The 19215-nt window shown below is 52.1% G+C and carries 20 protein-coding genes; 8 read left to right on the top strand and 12 right to left on the bottom strand.

What is annotated here, in order from left to right; translation table 11 throughout:
* Positions 1-91 precede the first annotated feature (91 nt).
* The 12 genes from LOK74_RS02365 to LOK74_RS02310 all read right to left on the bottom strand — a co-directional run bounded on the left by LOK74_RS02365 (position 92) and on the right by LOK74_RS02310 (position 10608).
* The gene (locus tag LOK74_RS02365) at positions 92-1369 is read right to left on the bottom strand and encodes a TRAP transporter large permease (protein ID WP_230045031.1); all 1278 of its coding nucleotides are present in this window, start codon (positions 1367-1369) and stop codon (positions 92-94) included.
* A complete protein-coding gene (locus tag LOK74_RS02360; protein WP_230045030.1) occupies positions 1366-1863 on the bottom strand; it encodes a TRAP transporter small permease in 498 nt (165 codons plus the stop codon). The genes LOK74_RS02365 and LOK74_RS02360 overlap by 4 nt, the downstream gene beginning before the upstream one ends.
* An 8-nt stretch (positions 1864-1871) precedes the next feature.
* Complete coding sequence (locus tag LOK74_RS02355; RefSeq protein WP_230045029.1) at positions 1872-2939, bottom strand: TRAP transporter substrate-binding protein; 1068 nt, start codon at positions 2937-2939, stop codon at positions 1872-1874.
* 90 nt (positions 2940-3029) lie between these two features.
* The gene (locus tag LOK74_RS02350) at positions 3030-3374 is read right to left on the bottom strand and encodes a cupin domain-containing protein (protein WP_230045028.1); all 345 of its coding nucleotides are present in this window, start codon (positions 3372-3374) and stop codon (positions 3030-3032) included.
* Between the two features lie 2 nt (positions 3375-3376).
* Positions 3377-4054 carry a DUF2848 domain-containing protein gene (locus LOK74_RS02345; RefSeq protein WP_230045027.1) on the bottom strand — a complete coding sequence of 226 codons (678 nt, stop codon included), beginning with the start codon at positions 4052-4054 and terminating at the stop codon, positions 3377-3379.
* A gap of 28 nt (positions 4055-4082) precedes the next feature.
* Positions 4083-4853, bottom strand: a complete 771-nt coding sequence (locus tag LOK74_RS02340) for a carbon-nitrogen family hydrolase (RefSeq protein ID WP_230045026.1) — start codon at positions 4851-4853, stop codon at positions 4083-4085.
* Between the two features lie 53 nt (positions 4854-4906).
* Complete coding sequence (locus LOK74_RS02335; protein WP_230045025.1) at positions 4907-6394, bottom strand: 4-hydroxyphenylacetate 3-hydroxylase family protein; 1488 nt, start codon at positions 6392-6394, stop codon at positions 4907-4909.
* Between the two features lie 169 nt (positions 6395-6563).
* The gene (locus LOK74_RS02330; RefSeq protein ID WP_230045024.1) at positions 6564-7016 is read right to left on the bottom strand and encodes a PNPOx family protein; all 453 of its coding nucleotides are present in this window, start codon (positions 7014-7016) and stop codon (positions 6564-6566) included.
* Positions 7016-7693 (bottom strand): GntR family transcriptional regulator, encoded by a 678-nt coding sequence (locus LOK74_RS02325; protein ID WP_230045023.1) that lies wholly within the window; start codon positions 7691-7693, stop codon positions 7016-7018. The genes LOK74_RS02330 and LOK74_RS02325 overlap by 1 nt, the downstream gene beginning before the upstream one ends.
* Before the next feature lie 355 nt (positions 7694-8048).
* A complete protein-coding gene (locus LOK74_RS02320) occupies positions 8049-8951 on the bottom strand; it encodes a fumarylacetoacetate hydrolase family protein (protein ID WP_230045022.1) in 903 nt (300 codons plus the stop codon).
* Positions 8952-9041: 90 nt separating this feature from the next.
* Positions 9042-9815 (bottom strand): SDR family NAD(P)-dependent oxidoreductase, encoded by a 774-nt coding sequence (locus LOK74_RS02315; protein ID WP_230045021.1) that lies wholly within the window; start codon positions 9813-9815, stop codon positions 9042-9044.
* A 31-nt stretch (positions 9816-9846) separates the two neighbouring features.
* Positions 9847-10608 (bottom strand): IclR family transcriptional regulator, encoded by a 762-nt coding sequence (locus tag LOK74_RS02310; protein WP_230045020.1) that lies wholly within the window; start codon positions 10606-10608, stop codon positions 9847-9849.
* Positions 10609-10977: 369 nt separating this feature from the next.
* On the opposite strand from LOK74_RS02310, the gene LOK74_RS02305 reads away from it, so the two are divergent.
* The 8 genes from LOK74_RS02305 (at position 10978) to LOK74_RS02270 (ending at position 19108) form a co-directional block, all read left to right on the top strand.
* Entirely contained in the window at positions 10978-11880 is a 903-nt protein-coding gene (locus LOK74_RS02305; protein ID WP_230045019.1) for a fumarylacetoacetate hydrolase family protein, read from the top strand.
* Positions 11881-11952: 72 nt separating this feature from the next.
* Positions 11953-12261, top strand: a complete 309-nt coding sequence (locus LOK74_RS02300; protein ID WP_230045018.1) for a UxaA family hydrolase — start codon at positions 11953-11955, stop codon at positions 12259-12261.
* The gene (locus LOK74_RS02295; protein WP_230045017.1) at positions 12251-13420 is read left to right on the top strand and encodes a UxaA family hydrolase; all 1170 of its coding nucleotides are present in this window, start codon (positions 12251-12253) and stop codon (positions 13418-13420) included. Before LOK74_RS02300 ends, LOK74_RS02295 begins: the two co-directional genes overlap by 11 nt.
* Before the next feature lie 51 nt (positions 13421-13471).
* The gene (gene gucD, locus LOK74_RS02290) at positions 13472-14938 is read left to right on the top strand and encodes an alpha-ketoglutaric semialdehyde dehydrogenase GucD (protein WP_230045016.1); all 1467 of its coding nucleotides are present in this window, start codon (positions 13472-13474) and stop codon (positions 14936-14938) included.
* A gap of 170 nt (positions 14939-15108) precedes the next feature.
* A complete protein-coding gene (locus LOK74_RS02285) occupies positions 15109-16410 on the top strand; it encodes an ABC transporter substrate-binding protein (protein ID WP_230045015.1) in 1302 nt (433 codons plus the stop codon).
* A 136-nt stretch (positions 16411-16546) separates the two neighbouring features.
* On the top strand, positions 16547-17506 hold the full coding sequence (locus LOK74_RS02280; protein ID WP_420908715.1) for a carbohydrate ABC transporter permease: 960 nt from the start codon (positions 16547-16549) through the stop codon (positions 17504-17506).
* Between the two features lie 13 nt (positions 17507-17519).
* Positions 17520-18341, top strand: a complete 822-nt coding sequence (locus LOK74_RS02275; protein ID WP_230045014.1) for a carbohydrate ABC transporter permease — start codon at positions 17520-17522, stop codon at positions 18339-18341.
* Positions 18341-19108: an HAD family hydrolase gene (locus LOK74_RS02270; RefSeq protein WP_230045013.1), complete on the top strand. Its 768-nt coding sequence runs from the start codon at positions 18341-18343 to the stop codon at positions 19106-19108. Before LOK74_RS02275 ends, LOK74_RS02270 begins: the two co-directional genes overlap by 1 nt.
* Positions 19109-19215 lie beyond the last annotated feature (107 nt).

Below are 19215 nucleotides of genomic sequence, written 5' to 3'. Positions count from 1 at the left end.
TGAAAAACAGTTGCTGAGCACATGGCGCACATGGCTCAGCAACTGTTTTGTTATGCAGACGAGGTAGTGCAGGAATTCTGTCATCCTGCTCCTACTGCGGATTGAACATACCGGGAATCCACTGGGTGAGCCACGGTACGTAAGTGATCAGGATCAAGATGGCAAACGAGATCGCCAGGAAGGGAACCAGGCGGCGAACCAGATGCTCAATCTTGACCTGGGCAATGGCTGATGCAATAAACAACACCGTCCCCACCGGGGGCGTCAACAGTCCCAGCGTCAGGTTGATCACGATGATCACCCCGAGGTGTACAGGATCGACACCAAAGCTGGCAGCAGCCGGCAGTAGAATCGGTGTCAGCAGGATCAGCGCCGCCACGCCTTCCAGGAACATTCCTACAACCAGCAGCAGGATGTTCACCAACAACAGAAAGACGATCGCATTATCGGCCACAAACAGAAAGGCATCAGTGATCAACTGCGGGATCCGCTGGAAGTTGAGCACCCAACCAAAGATATTGGATGTAGCCAACAAAAAAGTGACGGTGGATGTCGTAATAATCGTCCGCAGCAGGATTTGCGGCAGATGCTGCCACTTCAGTTCCCGATAAAAGAAGGCTCCCACGATCAGCGCGAAGAAGGCAGCAATTGCCGCTGACTCAGTGGCCGTAAAAGCTCCCGTCGTAATACCGGCCATGATCAGAATCGGGATGCTCAAGGCAGGCAGCACATACAGAGTTGACTTTACCGCCTTGTTCCAGCCGACTCGTTCCGACTGTGGAAAGTTTTCCTTCTTGGCGATCAAGTAGATATACAATCCGAATCCGATGGCAAACAGGACACCTGGCAAAATACCGGCCAAAAACAGACTGCCAATCGAGACGCCTGCTGTCACCCCGTAAATGATAAACGGCATGCTTGGCGGTATCAGCGGACCCATGATCGATGATCCGGCCGTCAACGCCGTACTAAAATCGCGTTTGTATCCCTCTTTCTCCATCGATGGCACAACCACTTGGCTCATCACTGCGGTCTGGGCGTTGGCCGATCCGATAATCGAGGCGAGAAACATGTTGGCGACAACGTTAACATAGGCAAGCCCGCCTCGCAAATGCCCGAAGATCACCTTGGAAAATTCGATCAGCCGATTGGTAATTCCCCCTCGGTTCATGATCTCTCCCAACAGGATAAACATGGGGATGGCCACCAGCCCAAAGTTTTGCAGTCCGTTAAACATCTTGGACGGCATCGACTGCAGGATGGCGATGTTGCCGGTAGAGTAGACGTACAGTAGTGCGGTGATGCCGAGTACAAATGCAATCGGCACCCCGATGATCATCAGCAGAAAAAATCCGACGCCTGAAATCATTTCTGATTCTCCCCTTCCCCAGACTTCCTGTTTTTCACCAAATCCACGATATGTTCCAATGCAAACACCATCATGCAGAACATTCCGACAGGAAGGATGGAATACAGCATGGACAACTTGATCGGGATGGTCGGGGAGTACTGATCGACACTTGGACTCATCACCCAGATGATCGAGTAATAACCGATCACTGCTGCGAACAACAGGACACAGACGTGAATCACCAGTTGAACGACAAAGCGAGCTGCAGGAGGCAGGCGGTCAAGCAAAACCGTGACCGCCGCCATATCGGAACGCTTTACGGCGAGACAAGCTCCCAGGAATGTCGCCCAGCAAAAGAGATAGAGCGAGAGTTCGTCCGCCCAAAAAATGGCGTGATTGATCACGTAGCGGAAAAATACCGCTACAACCATGTTGATTGTCAGTGCAGCTCCGGTTGCGATACTTAACCAGACCAGCAGCTTATCCAAAAGGCCAGCGATGATGGAGATCACATTACCACCTACTCAGCTGCGATTTGTTTTGCCTTCTCCAGGAACTTCCCGATTTCCGGTGCCTTTTGCACCCAAGCGTCGATAACAGGTTGGACTTGCTGTTGCAGTTGTTCCTTATCTTTCAATTCGTACACGTTGGTAATGCCGTATTTTTGTTCGTAGTTGGCCAACAGGTCGGCTTCACTCGTTTCCAGGTATTCAATGTTTTCTTGCATCGCCGTATCGACCGCTTCTTCAATCAGCTTCTTGTCTTCATCGGACAAACCGCTCCAGCGATCCTTGTTGATCAACACGCCGCCAGCCCAGTACATATGCTTGTCCGGCGTCATATGCTTGGCGATTTCTGTCAGCTTCTCATTAACCAGTGAGTCAGAATCGATGTCGATCGCATCAATCACACCTGTTTGCAAGGAGGTGTAGACTTCGGTCAGCGGCATCGGAGTTGGGCTTGCCTTTAACGCTGTCCAGTAATCAAGGATCGTTGGGCTTGGAGTAGTCCGCAACTTCAGCCCTTCCAACTGCTGTTTACTTTCAATCGGCTTGGTGGACAACATGTAGCGGAAGCCGGTTGTCAGGTAGCCTAATCCATGGACGTTTTCTTTGGTCAGCGTGTCAAACAAGGCATTGGCCTCGTCACTTTTCATCAGCTTGTAAGCCTGCTGGTGGGTATCAACGACAAACGGCATCAACCATGCTCCAAATGCCTCAGAAGAACTGCTCAGCTGAGCTGTCGTAATAATTCCCATATCAACACTTCCTGTGTTGATCTGCTGCATCATGTCCGTTTCGTTCCCCAGCTGTCCACCCGGGAATAGTTCGACAGTAATGCGACCGTTCGACTTTTCCTTGAGAATGGAGTTGATCCGCTCAGCGGCCAGATGCCAGGCACTATTTTCCTTGGTGATATAAGCCATCTTCAACTTCAGTGTCTCTTGTGCCGCTTCTCCGCTTCCGGAATCAGTCGGCCCTCCTTGCGTGGAGTCAGCCGGTGCTCCACCGCCTCCGCAAGCCGTCAAGAGCGCAGCGGAGAGCAGACCAGTCGCAATTGCTTGAAACATCTTCTTTGCCTTGTTCATGTTTTTTTACCCCCTACGGAACCTGTTAGTTAGATGATCTATGGAAAGGCAGGAGTGCAGCATGGCTCCCCTGTCCGGTTCCCTAAACGGTCACTTGGCGTAGTAACGAACTTCAAAAATTTTGCAGCCATTCGGCGATTTCCACGGGCCGTGTTTCATGCCCGGAGGGCGACATGCCACCATTCCCGCAGAGAATTCTTCATTGAGGTTAAGGTCGATGATAGAGCCTTCGATGATGTACAGCTCCTCCCAGAAGTCGTGTATCTGAACGCCGTTTGGTGAGGTATCGGTTCCTGGTTCAAACTGCAGGATGCGAGTCGCTACTTTTGTCTCGGGATCGGCAGCGATCACTCTCTCCGACAACCCCTCCACTTTGCTGAACGGTTTTGCCTCAAACTTGCGGTAGTCGGTAAATTCCAGTTCCGGTTTTGCCATGATTATTCGTCCTCCTCTGCATTTTTCAGCTGTTTTACCTCGTAGGAAAGGCTGATTGAGCGGTTGGTTTTGTTGTCTAGCAACTCGGCGCGAAACGCCTCGCCATATTGGAATTGCCCATCGATCAAGGCCAGTGTGCCACAAAACAAGGCCATGTTAGGCGCCGCATAGTCACGCTGCCGGACGATATCGAGCAGATCCTGCGGTGCCAGAAAAGCGTCCAGCCTGCCAGATTGGTAAAGCTGCTCTTCACCGTTGATGGTGACCCAACTACGGAGTTCAATCTCGTCCCAGTGATCAGCAATCGAATCAAGGGGCCATACTTCTCTGGCCATCGGCTTGGCGCAAACCTGTTTTGATTTTTGGACCGAGACAGCCTCCAATACGCGATCGGTGTGGTCGCTGCCTAGCCCCACATACCAACTCCCGTCGACATCCAGCAGGACGACTTCCGCTTCGCCGCTGGAATCATTGCAGACCACGGAAATCTCCTCTGATGTCCGCAGCAGTTCCGGGGAGAGATCGTAGATCATCGGAACCCGTCTGGGCGCCGGCACGCCAAGTTCCAATAATTCATCGATGTGTTTTTTGACAGCCTCTTGGTCTCTTCCCGTATACCCGGCAATTACAAGCCGCTGTGGTTTCCAGTCCAGTGTAAAATCGGCCGTGTAGAGCTTCATCTGCTTCCCTCCCTGGTGTGTTCTCTGGTCATAGGACACGGTGCTTCAATTGTGGGAAGACCTCCCGAATCCGCTTGATTTGTTCCGTGTCGATCTCCGTCCTCACGATGGTCTCGTGCTCTCCACCCGATGCAACCGTGATCCCCCACGGATCGACAACCTGACTGTGACCGCCCAGAAGTACATTTCTCGTAGTTCCGACACAGTTGCTGGAGATCAAAAAGCACTGGTTTTCCAAGGCGCGCACAGAATTGAACAGGTTCCAGTGAGCGAGTCGCTGATGCGGCCAGGCAGAGGTGATCAGCAGGATTTCTGCCCCGAGATCCACTTGCTTGCGAAACAGTTCCGGGAAACGCAAATCATAACAAGTGGCCAGCCCTACTTTGCCAAAAGGCGTGTCAAATACGGAGATCTCCTCCCCTCGCGTCAGCAGCTCACCCTCGGCAGAACCATAGCGGAACAGGTGGATCTTGCGGTATGTCCCGACTATGCCACCCTCAGGGTTAAACAAGACACTGGTGTTGTAGTAACGATCCCCTTGCCGCTCTACAAAACTGCCAGCGAACAGGTAGGTATGCAGTTCTTTTGCTTTGGCCGACATCCGCTGGACAAACGGACCGTCCAGCTCTTCTGCTTCTTCATGATAGCGATCAAAGGAGAAGTATCCGGTGGCCCAGATTTCCGGCAGAACAACCAAATCACAGCCTGCCACTTCTCCAAGCATCGATTCGACGCGAGCAATCCGCTGCTCTTTCGACTCCTGATCTTTGATTTCCAACTGAATGGATGCTACCTTCATTTCCTATTGCCTCTCTTTCTCTGTTTGAAACTTCTTTTTTTGTTTTTTTGTGGTTACATCTGCTCTACCTTGTCCGAAGTTTCGGAGTTTTCTTTCCCTGGCAGTCCGTAGCTGGCCAAGAAAGCATCGACCAACTCAACTGTCTCCTGGTATCCGTAGTTGCGGAACGAATATCCTTTCACAACAAACGGAGCCCCGTTGTAAAACAGCTCGTATTGCTGGTGTCGACCGCCAAACTCTGAGCCGATCACATCCCATGCCAGTTTAAACAATTGGATCCGCTGTTCGGAATCTCCGTTGGATGAGCGAATGTAGCGGCGGATATCGTCTTTGGTCTCCGGATTCACCATCTCCTTGTACGACGAAGGGACCTGGAGTACGCCGCCACCGGCCAGCTCACGCAAGATCTTGATAACGGTCGGATACAGGTAGTCCTGCATTCCTACCACACCATACAGGAAGCGAGGATTGGGTCGAACCATGCCATTCTTGTCGGTGATGCAGCTGTATTCCGAAGCGAGCAGTGCTGCTTCTACGGAAGAAGCAAGTGAAGCCAATTCCCCCAGCTTTTCCTGAACTTGCGGAAATCTGTCCGTTCCGTTCATCTCCGTGATTTTACGCGCGATCCCCAGCAAGAACTTTAGCTTGGTCGTAAAGCGCGTCTGCGCTTGATTGTTCCCCCAGATGTGGGCTGGCGTCTCATGGAATTGAGCGCGGCACAAATCGATATTTTTATAGACAAACACGTTTTCCCAAGGGATAAATACGTCGTCAAACACCAGCAGCGAGTCACTTTCATCAAAGCGGGTAGACAGCGGATAGTCAAAGGTACTCGGCTTGTCTGCTGCAAAGCTGGGACGAGCATACATCTTCAACCCTGGTGCGTCCATCGGTACGACAAAGGAAACGGCATAATCTTCATCCCCCGGACGGAGCGGGGTGATACAGCTGACGAACAGGTAATTGCTGACCGCTGAACTGGTTCCCAACATCTGTGAGCCGCGCACGACAATTCCGTCCTGCTTTTCTTCATACACACCTACAGGCAGATATTTCTCCTCTTGTTCATGAGCCGCTTTGCTGCGATCGATCTGTGGCGGAATGATGACGTAGGTGACAAACAGGTCGTTGTCACGAGCATATTTGTAGAAACGCTGGACATTCTCCTGATACCGTTCTCCACCACGCGCAAACACTTCCGGATGGCTGGCGAATCCGGCAAGAAAACTGGCGACGTGGTCAGGACTTCTACCAGCAAAGCCACACGTCTGCCTCGCCCATTTGGCAATTGCTTCTCGGCGTACCGCCAGGTCTTCCCTGCTTTTCGGCATCATGTAGATCTTGTTGGCGACCGTTCCATCCTCCGTAATGTAGGTCATGTCGTTCTCAGGGTTTGCAGCGTAATCGTACAGACCGGCGAAGCTCTGTGCAATACCGGCAAAAGCGGGATGGGTGGTCACATCTTCGACCCGTTCCCCGCCGATGTACACACATCTGTTGTCCTTCAGAGAGTCCAAGTACTGTTTTCCGGTTCTTGTCATAGCCAATCCCCTTCCTCGGTGTTTCCCGGATACCGGGAATATTGAATATTGTATTGTGTATACACAAACTGGCCAAAAAAAACGACAATTCACAGTAATGCCAGTTTTCTGCCTCGTGCACTTGCGGGCGACCGGCGCTGATGGCCGGCCGCTGCTGTTCCCTGATCGGTTACAGGGCGTACAGCGCCTCTTTCATTTCGTTATCCAGCTTCTTGGCCAAATCGGCATTATAGGTCTTGATAAAGCTAGGCTCCTGTACGATTTTCCCACCATAGAACATGATGTTACGCACTTCTTCCACCGCAACTTCGAGCAGCGCCATTTTTAGCGTCAAGTCCTCCGTCTTGCGTACTTTGACCGTCGCATTTCCGTAGACAGCGTAAGCGCTCTCATCTGCAATAAAGCTGAGTGTAATTTTCGGGTCTTTTTCCAGGATGGCAACCATTTCCGACTTAGTGTCGATCGCAAAGCGGATCGTCTTGTCGTCAGTGGCAAACACCCAGGAAAGCGCTGACGTGTACACCTTTTTCGACTCAGGCTCAATGACATTGACGAAAACGACGGTCTGTCCCTGCAGTGCTTCAATCAGTTGCGGCGAAAGCTCGTTGGTTGGTTTGCTCATTACGATGTCTCTCCTTTTTCCTGTAGTTTGATCGACTTGTTCGTCAGTCTGAGATGCTCAATCATGCGGCGGGCAGCCTGTTCAGGATCCTGTGTCTCCATCGCTTCGATGATGGCCAGATGTTCCTGCAGGACTTCATTCATGCGGTTTTTCCGCTTTACCGCCTGCAACCCAATCAGCGTGCTCAGATCATGCAGGTTGAGCAAGACCTGCTCGACCAGTTCATAGCTGGCAAATCGGGTTAAAGTTAGATGGAAGTTCTGATCGAGGTTGATAAACACGGCTCCTTCGTCGTTGTTCATCGCCTCTTCCTGGTCTTGGCAGATCTGTTTCAGCTCTTCCAACTGCTTTTGGCTGATCATGCCGGTCAGCTTCTTGATCACTTCACTTTCAATGGAGATGCGCAGCATAAAGATCTGCTCCAGCTCATTTTCCGTGATCTTTCTGACCGTCAATCCTTTGCGGGGGATGGCGATCACCAATCCCTCCTTGATCAAATCCTGAACCGCTTCCCGAATCGGCGTTCGAGACGTATTCAGCGATTCTGCGAGCTGCACTTCCGTAAAAATCTCGTCATAGGAAATATAGCCATTGAGAATGGCGCTCTTGATTTCCTTGTACGCTCGCTCTTTCGTTGTCTCTTCTTTTACAATCGGTTTTAAGTTATATTTCGGCATTGTTTAACACCTTTTATGATTTGAATGTGCTTTATGTATACACAATACTATACACATTACTCTCCCGTCAATCGTTCCATTGCTTTTTTGATAGAATTTTCTTTCGTTTTCATTCTTTCTCTTATATCATACCTTATTTACCAAGATTTTAATATCATTGTGCATCTCTTCCAACAGCCCTTTCCCTTTTCTCCTGCACCTATTCGTGTTGTTTCTTATATTAATGAAGAAATACATATGCCAATACGAAGCGGGGGTCTTGCCGCCGCATCTTAAAAAACGACGCAGCGACACTTTCTCGTCCGCTTCGCATTGGCTTTTTGAACAAGTCTGTTTTCTTGGAGGTCGGCTATGTCTACAGCCGCTCTTCTCTCATCCGATTGGTCAGCTTCCCCAGCTTTTCAATCTCAATTGTCACTTCATCTCCGTCTTTGAGCCAGACCTGTTTCTCTTTTGGGTATCCCATGATGACGCCTTCTGGTGTTCCGGTCAGGATGACATCCCCTGGTTCAAGCGTCATGTAATGAGAGAGATAGCTGACGATCTGATCGCAGTGGAAGATCATATCCGAAGTATGGGAGTGCTGTCTCAGCTCGCCATTTACGAACGTCTTGATTTCAAGCTGGTTGGGATCTCCCACTTCGTCTGCGGTCACCAGGTAGGGACCGATGGGACTAAACCCGTCACAGCACTTGCCAAGCAGCCACTGGTTGGTGCGGAACTGCAAGTCGCGGGCCGACAAATCATTGGCATTGCAGTATCCTGCCACATAGTTCAGGGCAGCTTCTCGCGCCACCCGCTTTGCCTGTCTGCCGATCACGATCGCCAGCTCCGCTTCGTAATCGACCTGTTTTGCATCAGGCGGCAGGAAAATCTCCTCTCCGTGTCCCGCCAGTGTGTTGATATATTTGTTGAACAGCACCGGGTATGGGGGAACGGGCATGTTGGATTCTTCCGCATGCTTTCGGTAGTTTAAGCCGACACAGATGATTTTGCCTGGATCAGGGACACAAGGTCCAAAATGCAGACTCGCTTCCTGCAGAAACAGTTCATCTTCGCCGGTCTTCTCGGCGGCCTGGATGTAGTTGGCCAACTGGCGGTGGGCAGCTTCTCCTCCGTCAAGATACTGGCGGACAGTCTGCGGCAACTTGGGATGGTCAGTGTCCCCCACTGTTGTGTTTGCAGTGGATAAGACCCCTCGCTCTGTTTTTACTCCTAACTGCCAATCAGATCCTGTGTGAAATGTTACGATTTTCATTGTAGAACCCCTCCGATTCGCTATGTAAGCCTGGCTTATGCTGAAACTGATGAAGGAATCAGAGCCGGTCGCTGGATGTGACCGGCTCCTTCATGCCATCTTTCCAAACGTCGCGCCGCCATCAATGTACAGCGGTGAGCCCATCATAAATCTCGACTCATCGGAAGCGAGGTAAAGCGCTGCTTGCGCTACGTCTTCCGGGCGTCCCAGATCACCGCTCAGTTGGCGCTGCTTCAGGCTCTCCATCGCTTCCTCTGGATTATCGTAGGACTTTCGCAGATATTCCTCGACAAACGGGGTGAGAATCGTCCCCGGCAACAGCGCATTGACTCTGATGTTGTAGGTGGCGTAATCCACCTGCATCGACTTGGTCAGGGCCAGAACGGCTCCCTTGCTGGCCGAGTAGACCGCTCTGCGCTGCAAGCCGATCTCAGCGATACAGGAGGACATGTTGATGATGCTTCCTGTTCGGCGTGCCATCATGTGGGGCAGGACGGCTTTGCTGACCAGAAAGACCCCCTTGATGTTCACATTGACTACCCGATCCCAGAGGTCTTCCGCCGTTTCATGGACGGCGCCTACTCCGGAGATGCCAGCGTTATTGAACAAGACGTCAATCTGCCGGTATCGCTCAATCGCTCGTCTCGCAATCGCCTCCACTTCTTCCGCCTTTGTGACATCCCCCTTGAGAAAGAGCCCCTCCCCTCCCTGCCGTACAATCTCCGCGACGGTGTCGCTACCTTGTGCATCGGAGATATCGTTGACGATCACTTTCGCCCCTTGGCTGGCGAACAGGAGGGCGGTGCTTCTGCCGATGCCCGAGCCCGCCCCGGTAATCAAGGCAACTTTCCCCTTTAATCTCATCTGCCTCCCCCTCTTTTCCTTACTGCACCACTTATCTTGTGTGTCCCGCATGAGTGGAGAGCCGTCTGGCCAGATCGATGATCTCCGTCGTGGCTAGTTCCGATTTTTCCAGCCATCTGTTCTCCAGCATCGTGAAACTGACGGCAGCGATGATGCGGTTTTCGTGATTAAAAATCGGCGCGGCGACACAGTAAAACCCTGGCGTCGCTTCCTGCTGTTCGCTCCCGTATCCTTGTCCCCGAATCTGCTCCAGCTGCTGCCACAATTGATCCACATCTTTTACGGTAAAAGGGGTTTTCGCCTCCAGCTTCGGCTCAGGATAAAGCGTTTTTAGCTGGTCATAGCTGAACTGCGACAACTGTACTTTGCCCATCGCAGTCGCATAGGCAGGGTAGCGCATACCGGGATCGGTCACCACTCGTACCGGACCGGCGCATTCCCGTTTGGCCAGATAGATGATGTCTCGCCCATCCAGGATTGATAACTGCACCGTCTCATCGACGCGTTTTACAGAAGAGACCGCTTCCAAATAAAAAGACTCCAAAATACTAAACTGTCTGAAATACGAAGCGCTTAACGCGCCAAGAGACGGTCCCAGCGAATAGGTATCCCCTTTTTCCTTTACGATCCACCCCAGCGTTTCCATGGTGTGAAGAAGCGAAAACATCGAGCTCTTGTGTATCCCCAGACGGTTGGACAAATCCATCAATCGGAGTTGGGAAGGTTCTGCGGCCAAAAGGTGGAGAATCGCATCTGCCCGCTCAACCGCCGGCACCCAATACTTTTTTTGCATGAACACACCAACGCCTTTCCGGTTTCTTGCTGCTGAATGGAATAGATCATACGGAGTGGTTTAGTATAATAAACCAAGTTTTACATATTAGGTAAACCCACTATAACACGCGGGCATAAACCTAGACAACAGCAAATTTTCTGAACAGTTTTTATTAAAAAAATCGTTGATCATTTCTTGATCTGTATACTATAGTAAGATTATCCATCCGAATGTCGTAATAGTAATACTAAGTTTTATAATGTAAAACAATTGCAAGAAACGTCGTCCAATAGCGGAAACAGATCGGCGGCCATCGTCACGGGACTAGCTGCCGCTTCTCCACCGCTGTGGGATAAACTGCAAAAACATGTATGAAGGAGGCTGGCGATGCGCGTCATTCGATTTGTTGATTCAGATGAGAAACCGAGATGTGCCGCACTTACAGATGACGGACAGGTATATCCCCTGCCGTATCAGGAGTTTATGGAGCTGATCCGAGAGGCTGACCGGCTCAAGACCACTCCGCTTACATTGGTAAAGCGGATGATCAGCGATGTGGAGCCGTTAGCGCAATCTCTGGAGCAGCTGCGATTGTTGGTGCCGATCGTGGCTCCAGAGATCTGGGCATGCGGCGTCACCTACGAGAAGAGCAAGGAAGCGAGGAATTACGAGGCAACTGCCGGGAAGCTGGATGTGACCACATTTTACGACAAGGTGTACGATGCCTGGCGGCCAGAGATTTTTTTCAAGTCGACGTCGGCCAGGACAGTGGGGCCCGATGCTCCTCTCTCCCTGCGCAGTGATTCCAACTGGCAGATCCCGGAGCCGGAACTGGGACTCGTCCTCGATCAGCACGGGACGATTGTTGGCTACACGATCGGCAATGACATGAGCTGCCGCGATATCGAAGGAGAAAACCCGCTCTATTTGCCACAGGCAAAAATCTGGAAAGACTCCTGCTCGATCGGCCCCGCCATCCGCTTGGCCGAAACGGTACCCGATCCCTACAGCCTGGAGATCATCTGCCGCATCTATCGCGACCAGCAACAAGTGGTCGAAGGCTCGGCCAGTACCCGTCAATTAAAACGACGACTGGATGAGCTGGTTTCGTTTTTGATACAGGACAATCAAATCTTTGACGGTACGGTTCTCTTGACCGGTACCAGCATTGTTCCTCCTAACGACTTTACCCTGGCAGACGGCGACCGGATCGAGATTCAGATTCCAGGGATCGGCATTTTGCGCAATCCCGTTCGCGCCTTGCGCAAGACGATGACAGCGCTTTCGTAGCCGTCTCTTCTCTATCAATCGTATGCCGCTGTCATTGCCGCATTAGAAACTGCTAGCCCAGGAGGTGGTTCCATGAGTACGGAATACCGTTCGATTATGATGAAGCCGCAGGACCAGGTGGCGGTGGCGCTGATGGAGATCCCGGCAGGCAGTGTCGTCCACATCACCTGTCAGGATACCCACTACACGGTTGAACTGAAGGAAACGATTCCGTTTGGACACAAGTTCGCCGTCGTGCCGATCCGACAAGCGGATGACATTTTCAAGTACGGGGAAGTGATCGGCGCAGCCTCGCGGGACATACAGCCGGGAGAACACGTCCACGTCCACAATCTAGAAGGAAAACGCGGGAGAGGAGATAGGGCTGTCCATGAAAACTGAGCGTACATTTTGGGGTTATCGACGTCCAGACGGCCGCGTCGGCATCCGTAATCACGTCCTGATTCTGCCTACCATCACCTGCGCCACACAAGCGGCTAAGCAGATTACGGAACTGGTGCAGGGAACCGTTTCGTTCATTCACCAGCATGGCTGTGCCCAAGTGGGCGTTGACTATGAGCAAACGTTTCGCACCTACGTCGGGATGGGCACCAATCCCAATGTATACGGAGTGGTCGTCCTCGGGCTGGGCTGCGAGACACACCAGGCCAGAAGCGTTGCCGGCGAGATCGCCAAGAGCGGCAAACCTGTCGAAGTCGTATCGATTCAAGATCACGGCGGTACACTGATGGCCATCGCCCAAGGAGCCAGACTGGCCGCCAAGCTGGTCCAAGATGCTTCGGCCCAACAGCGGGAGTTGTGCGGTTTCAGCGAACTGATCGTCGGGACAGAGTGCGGCGGTTCCGACGCCTGCTCCGGTCTCTCCGCCAATCCGGCGGTCGGGGTGGTCAGCGATATGATCGTCGATTGCGGTGGCACCTCCATCTTGGCCGAGACGACCGAGTTGATTGGGGCGGAGCACCTGTTGGCCAACCGGGCTGCCGACGAAAAGGTAGCCAAACGCGTCTACGAGGTGATCCAGGCGATGGAAAACCGTTCGATCATGATGGGCGTTGACATCCGTACCGGCAATCCGAGCCCAGGCAATATCGCAGGAGGGATCAGTTCGCTTGAGGAAAAATCACTCGGGGCAGCCAACAAAGCGGGTACCCGACCGCTGCAGGAATTGATCGACTACGCCCAAATGCCAAGCAAAAAGGGGCTAGTCTGGATGGATACGCCTGGACATGACATTGAGCAGTTGACCGGAATGGTCGCCGGCGGTGCACAAATCGTACTCTTCACCACTGGGCGCGGCACACCGACTGGTTCGCCGATTGCACCCGTGATCAAGATCGCCACCAATACGACGATCTATGAAAAGATGGGCGATAATATCGATGTCAACGCAGGCACGATTATCGAAGGCAAGGAGTCGATCGAAAGCGTCGGGCAGCGTATCTTTGACGAAATCGAGCAGGTGTGCTCCGGCAAGCTGACCAAGGCGGAGATTTTAAAACAGTTTGACTTTGGCATTTGGCGCGTTGGTCCAACCTTCTAAGAGCCGCAATCAGAGCGCCACGTCCTATTTCTATAAAGGGGTGAATCGATGATGAGTGTGGAAACAACCGCTAAAACGTATCTCAACTATATCAATGGCGAATGGAAGGAGTCTGCAAGCCGCGAGGCAGAGGCAAGCATCAATCCCGCCAACAAGCAGGAGATCGTCGGGTACGTACAAAAATCTGTACGCGAAGACCTGAACCAAGCTGTGCAAGCAGCCTGCCAGGCACAGCGACAGTGGCGCAAACTGTCTGCCCCGGCCAGGGGGGAGTACCTCTATCGGATGGCCGACGTACTGGAGCGCAACCTCTCCCAAATCGCTGAAACGATGACCAGGGAAATGGGTAAAACGCTGCCTGAAGCAAAAGGAGAAACCGCCCGCGGCGTCGCGATCCTCCGCTACTATGCGGGCGAAGGCATGCGCAAGACGGGTGACGTGATCCCCTCTACCGACGCGGAGGCCCTTATGTTTACCAGCCGGGTCCCCCTTGGCGTCGTCGGTGTGATCACGCCCTGGAACTTCCCGGTTGCCATCCCGATTTGGAAAATCGCACCGGCGATCATTTACGGCAACACCGTCGTGTTTAAACCTGCACAGGAGACAGCTGTAACAGCAGCTAAAATCGTCGAATGCTTCGCCGAAGCGGGTCTGCCCGCCGGGGTTGTAAACATGGTCACGGGTGCCGGTTCGGTGATCGGACAGGGAATCGTTGAGCATCCTGACATCGCCGCCATCACATTTACCGGTTCTGACCAGGTGGGCAAGGCAGTTGGCCAAGGGGCGCTGGCTCGCGGCGCCAAATACCAGTTGGAGATGGGCGGCAAAAACCCGGTGATTGTGACCAATGATGCCGACCTGGATCAGGCAGTCGAGGCGACGATCAGCGGCGGACTCCGCTCCACCGGCCAGAAGTGTACCGCCACCAGCCGGGTGATCGTGCAAAGTGGAGTGTACGAGGCGTTTAAGGAAAAACTGCTGGCTAAGGTAAAAGAACTGCAGATTGGAGACGGATTGGCAACGGGAACCTGGATGGGGCCATGCGCCAGCGACAAGCAGCTCAACACCGTCCTCTCCTACATCGAAAAAGGGCGCTCAGAGGGAGCTACTCTGCTCTACGGCGGACAGCGGCTGACAGATGGGGAGTGGAAAAACGGTTTTTACGTCCAACCCACCATCTTTGAAAACGTCTCTCCGCAGATGACGATCGCGCAAGAAGAGATTTTCGGCCCTGTCCTCGCTTTGATCAAAGTGGAGACGCTGGATCAAGCGCTAGAGATCGCCAACGATTCCCAGTTTGGCCTCTCTGCCTCGATCTTTACCAAGAATATTGGCAGCATGCTCTCCTTTATCCAGAAGATGGACGCCGGTCTGGTCCGGGTCAACGCCGAAAGCGCAGGCGTCGAACTGCAGGCGCCGTTCGGTGGGATGAAACAGTCCAGTTCCCATTCACGCGAGCAAGGCCAAGCCGCAATCGAGTTTTTTACCGCCATCAAGACCGTCTTCGTCAAGCCATAAACAGAGCCCGGGGCAACCGCCTCGGGCTCCTCTTTTTAAAATTTCAAAAACTTCTTGAATTAATATTTCATAAAAATTATAATAAATCTGAAATAAAATTACATAAATATTCCTTTTTTCAAAGGGACGCAGGTTCATCATTCAACGAATCGCAGGGAGGAGAAACAGAAATGAAAAAGATGGGAATGCAGCTACTCTGCGGGATGTTTGCCGCAGCTCTGCTTTTGTCCGGATGCAGCAGTTCGCAATCCGGTCAAAGCGGCAGTGGCTCCGGTGGCGAAGGAGTAGGCAATACGCAAGGAGAACAGGTTGAGCTGATCATGTACAGTTGGCGGCCTGAAGACAAGAAAGCGTATGAAAAGTTTATCGCAGCGTTTGAGAAAGAGAACCCAACGATCAAGGTTACGTTTAAGCCGTTTAAGTCCACAGAGTACAACACGATTCTGACCAATACGCTCACCTCGGGCACCGGGGCCGATATCGTACAGCTTCGTCCGTATCAAGGGACCAAAACAATGGCCGACGCCGGCTACCTGGTTCCGCTGGACGATGTAAAAGGGGTGAGCGACATTCAACAAGCTTACCTGGATGCGGCACGCGGCAGCGACGGCAACGTATACGGTGTCCCGCTGTTTCTCAATAACGGCGTGATCTTCTATAACAAACAGGTGTTTGAAGAGAACAATGTACAAGTACCACAGACCTGGGACGAGTTCCTCGACGTCTCCAAGCAGCTGCAGAGCAAAGGGATAGTTCCCGTCGCTCAGTCCGGCAAAGCCGCCTACCTGCTGTCGATGACCCATAGCGTGATCGGCACAACCGCTTACGGCGGCAACGATTTTGTCGAAAAAGCACTCAAAGGGGAAGTCAATCTGAAAGATCCTGCCTTTATCCAATCCATCCAGCGGATGGCCGATATGGAGTCCTTCTTCCCCAAAGATTTCATCGGCATTGATGATAAAGATGCCCAAGCGTTGTTCCTGACTGGCAAAGCGGCCATGTACATTAACGGCAGCCACCGTTTGCAGACATTTGAGAAAAACAATCCAGACCTGCCCTTGGACGTCATTCCGACATTTGCCGCTGAAAAAGGCGGTACTACGCCGATGACGACATGGGTTGACGGTTCGTTCGGCGTGGTAAAATCCTCCAAACATCAGGAAGAAGCCAAGAAGTTCATGGAGTTCCTCGCCTCCAAAGAATTCGGGCAGATGTACAGTGACGAACTAAACCGCGTCAGTGCGATCAGCGGTGTTGTACCGAAACACCCGCTGGTCAAAAAGATGACGGAGCTGACCGAAAAAAGCAATACTCCTTATCTGATGCTGGTCCATTTTGGCGATGGAACCCCAACTACCAAAACTACGTTTGAAAACGCTCTGCAGGGTATGTACATCGATCAGCTCACTGTCGAGCAGGTGGCAGACGAAGCACAAAAATCAGCTGACAAGTGGTTTACTCCACAAAAATAGAATGGGATGACAAACATACAGTCAAGTGAGTGATCTCTTGGCTGTATCCTGTTTTTCCCGCTTATTCCGATCGTTCTTTCATGTTGAATGTTTCTGTCCGTATGACTTAGCACAGTTCAGATAGGAGATTTTCGTCATGACAACCTTGGAAAAAGGAACCGAAGTAAAAATGACCCGACCCGCCGCAAGAAAGCGCGGTTACAAAAAGCATCTGGTTCATCTCTTTTTACTGCCAGCGATGATTTTCTACGTCGGTTTTCAGGTGTATCCGATCTTTACGGCTTTCCTGAACAGTTTTTACTCTTGGGACGGCATGCAGCGCGATCAGTTTGTTGGTCTGGAGAATTTTGTGCGGCTGTTTACAGAATCACCGTTTCAGGAGATGTTCGCCAATGCATTCGGTCACAACGTAATCTTTTTTATCGGCACAGTCGTGTCCAAGATGGTGATTGCCTTTTTGCTGGCGTTGTTAATCAACAGCAAGATTCGCGGCAAAGAGTTTTTCAAAACAGTGATTTTCCTGCCGAAGCTGTTGTCTGTGATCGTGGTTGGCTTCCTGTTCAGCTTGATTCTCAATCCTACCTACGGTGCATTAAATACGTTCCTCAGCTTCATCGGGCTGGAGTCGCTGACGCGACCGTGGTTGGGCAGCCCGGATACAGCCTTGTACACAATCATTCTGGTCAACAGTTGGTACGGATTGGGCTTTGCCGTACTGATCTTTTTGGCGGGATTGCAGGCCATCCCGTCCGAGATATACGAAGCGGCGAAGATCGATGGCGCCTCCGGCCTGCGCATGCTGTTTCGCATTACAATCCCGATGGCGATGCCGTCGATCATGGTGATGACCATCCTCACCTTTATCGGTTCCTTTGAGACGTTTGAGTTGATCTTTGCGATGCAGGGCTCAGCAGCAGGGCCTTACTACTCTACCGATGTGCTGGCCACCTATTTTTACCGGCTGGCTTTCGGAACCGTAGAGGGAGGCGAGTCGATCGGTCTTGGCTCGGCACTGGCCATTGTCCTGGTCCTGATCATCGCCAGTGCCACCGCAGCCATGCTCTTCTTCTTCAAACGCAAGGAATTCGAACAATAAGGTGGGATCGTACATGACTATGCGAGCCGGACAATGGCTGAAGTATCTGGTGCTAGGTCTCTTTGCCTTTCTGGCCCTGTACCCGATCTTTTTGATGATTGCCTCTTCGTTCAAAACCAATATGGAGATTTTGACTTCGCCGCTGGGGCTGCCCAGCCAAATCTCACTAGACAACTACTTTCAGGTCTGGGACGAGGTGAACTTTAAACAATACGTCTGGAACAGCATCTACGTAAGCGCCATGTCTGTCTTCCTGATCCTGTTCGTCTCTTCACTGGCCGCCTTTTATCTGTCGCGCTACAGCTTCCGGTGGAACATGTTTATTCTGTTCTTTTTCATGCTGGGACTGATGCTGCCGATGAAGCTGGCTATCTTGCCGCTGTACATGTTAATGTTAAAACTGAACTTGCTGGATACGCTTCATTCGCTCGTGATCATCTATGTGGCCGGGAACATTCCGTTTGCTGTTTTCGTCTTTTACGGCTTTTTCCGCACGCTGCCGAAAGATCTCGACCTGTCGGCGCGAATCGACGGCTGCAACGGGTTTCAGGTGTACTACAAGATTATCCTGCCGCTGATGAAACCGGCGCTGGCTACCGTGGGGATCGTCAACCTGATCGGCGTGTGGAACGATTTCTTCTACCCGCTGATTTTCCTGAAGAGTACCGAGTTGAGCACGATCCCGCTTGGCGTGCTTACCTTCTTTGGCGAGTACGATACGGAGTGGAACCTGTTGTTTGCCAGTCTGGCCATCTCTTCGCTGCCGATGATTATCGCGTTTTTGTTTGCTTCCAAGCAGTTTATTGAGGGATTAACCTCAGGGGCGGTGAAGTGATGAAAAAGTGGATCAGCTTTGACCTGGACGGTACCCTGATGCAGAATCCGTTTGGCAAAGCGGTATTTCCGGAAGTAGCAGCCATCGCTGCCAAGCACCTCGGTCGACCGTATGACACCACAGCGGCGCTGGTAGCGGAGCATGAGCGGCGGTTCGCCGCCCGTCAATGGGTGGCCGCTTACGACTGGGATGACATCGTCCGACAATTGTTCAGGCGTCTCGGTCTGTCCGTAGAGATTGACATCGCGGCACTGGTTACAGCATATGCTGTGCATCCGTATAGCTATCTGCTGGAAGAAACAGTGATTCATGTGTTGGAACAGCTTCGGGAGCGCGGCTACTCGCTGGCAGCGGTAACCAACGGATTCCGCAAATACCAGTTCCCCGTGATGGAAGCGTTAGGATTGGCGGAACAGTTTGAACGAATCATTACACCGGAAATGGTGGGCTGCGCCAAACCGGAAACGGAGATCCTGCGGCCGTTGCAGTTAGAGGGAGAGATCGTGGCCCATATCGGTGATCGCCTGGACCACGATGTTCAGTTGGCCAATCGGGTCGATACGCTGTCTGTCTGGATTTACCGCAGATTGCCGAAGGAGGCTGTCTCGTTGGCACCACAGACCCGCGCCAGCCATCCAACGGTGATCGCGGCCTGTGAGCAAAAGTGGGCCGCAGAAAACAGGAGGAACGAGTTCACCGCACTTTCGCCGGAATGGACTCCGAAGATTGTCATTCACTCTCTGCAGGAATTGCTGCTTTGTTTGTAGGGTACATGATCCCATGCAAGGGCTCTTCATTACCTACGTAGGAAGACAGACCCTTTCTCCGTTGCACAAAAAAAGCTTTGAATGTCCGAAAATGCGCAATTGAAAAG

The organism is Brevibacillus humidisoli (assembly GCF_020923435.1).
Lineage (GTDB): Bacteria > Bacillota > Bacilli > Brevibacillales > Brevibacillaceae > Brevibacillus_E > Brevibacillus_E humidisoli.
The sequence above is the reverse complement of the archived record's forward strand: the minus strand, read 5'-3'. Positions and strand labels throughout refer to the sequence as shown.

Excerpts from the sequence above, each read along its gene's own strand:
- gucD (WP_230045016.1), top strand. The coding sequence starts at position 13,472 with ATGAGTGTGGAAACAACCGCTAAAACGTATCTCAACTATATCAATGGC.
- LOK74_RS02315 (WP_230045021.1), bottom strand. The coding sequence starts at position 9,815 with ATGAGATTAAAGGGGAAAGTTGCCTTGATTACCGGGGCGGGCTCGGGC.
- LOK74_RS02340 (WP_230045026.1), bottom strand. The coding sequence starts at position 4,853 with ATGAAGGTAGCATCCATTCAGTTGGAAATCAAAGATCAGGAGTCGAAA.
- LOK74_RS02295 (WP_230045017.1), top strand. The coding sequence starts at position 12,251 with ATGAAAACTGAGCGTACATTTTGGGGTTATCGACGTCCAGACGGCCGC.
- LOK74_RS02310 (WP_230045020.1), bottom strand. The coding sequence starts at position 10,608 with ATGCAAAAAAAGTATTGGGTGCCGGCGGTTGAGCGGGCAGATGCGATT.
- LOK74_RS02335 (WP_230045025.1), bottom strand. The coding sequence starts at position 6,394 with ATGACAAGAACCGGAAAACAGTACTTGGACTCTCTGAAGGACAACAGA.
- LOK74_RS02350 (WP_230045028.1), bottom strand. The coding sequence starts at position 3,374 with ATGGCAAAACCGGAACTGGAATTTACCGACTACCGCAAGTTTGAGGCA.
- LOK74_RS02285 (WP_230045015.1), top strand. The coding sequence starts at position 15,109 with ATGAAAAAGATGGGAATGCAGCTACTCTGCGGGATGTTTGCCGCAGCT.
- LOK74_RS02305 (WP_230045019.1), top strand. The coding sequence starts at position 10,978 with ATGCGCGTCATTCGATTTGTTGATTCAGATGAGAAACCGAGATGTGCC.
- LOK74_RS02280 (WP_420908715.1), top strand. The coding sequence starts at position 16,547 with ATGACAACCTTGGAAAAAGGAACCGAAGTAAAAATGACCCGACCCGCC.
- LOK74_RS02320 (WP_230045022.1), bottom strand. The coding sequence starts at position 8,951 with ATGAAAATCGTAACATTTCACACAGGATCTGATTGGCAGTTAGGAGTA.
- LOK74_RS02365 (WP_230045031.1), bottom strand. The coding sequence starts at position 1,369 with ATGATTTCAGGCGTCGGATTTTTTCTGCTGATGATCATCGGGGTGCCG.
- LOK74_RS02300 (WP_230045018.1), top strand. The coding sequence starts at position 11,953 with ATGAGTACGGAATACCGTTCGATTATGATGAAGCCGCAGGACCAGGTG.
- LOK74_RS02355 (WP_230045029.1), bottom strand. The coding sequence starts at position 2,939 with ATGAACAAGGCAAAGAAGATGTTTCAAGCAATTGCGACTGGTCTGCTC.
- LOK74_RS02275 (WP_230045014.1), top strand. The coding sequence starts at position 17,520 with ATGACTATGCGAGCCGGACAATGGCTGAAGTATCTGGTGCTAGGTCTC.
- LOK74_RS02345 (WP_230045027.1), bottom strand. The coding sequence starts at position 4,054 with ATGAAGCTCTACACGGCCGATTTTACACTGGACTGGAAACCACAGCGG.
- LOK74_RS02330 (WP_230045024.1), bottom strand. The coding sequence starts at position 7,016 with ATGAGCAAACCAACCAACGAGCTTTCGCCGCAACTGATTGAAGCACTG.
- LOK74_RS02325 (WP_230045023.1), bottom strand. The coding sequence starts at position 7,693 with ATGCCGAAATATAACTTAAAACCGATTGTAAAAGAAGAGACAACGAAA.
- LOK74_RS02270 (WP_230045013.1), top strand. The coding sequence starts at position 18,341 with ATGAAAAAGTGGATCAGCTTTGACCTGGACGGTACCCTGATGCAGAAT.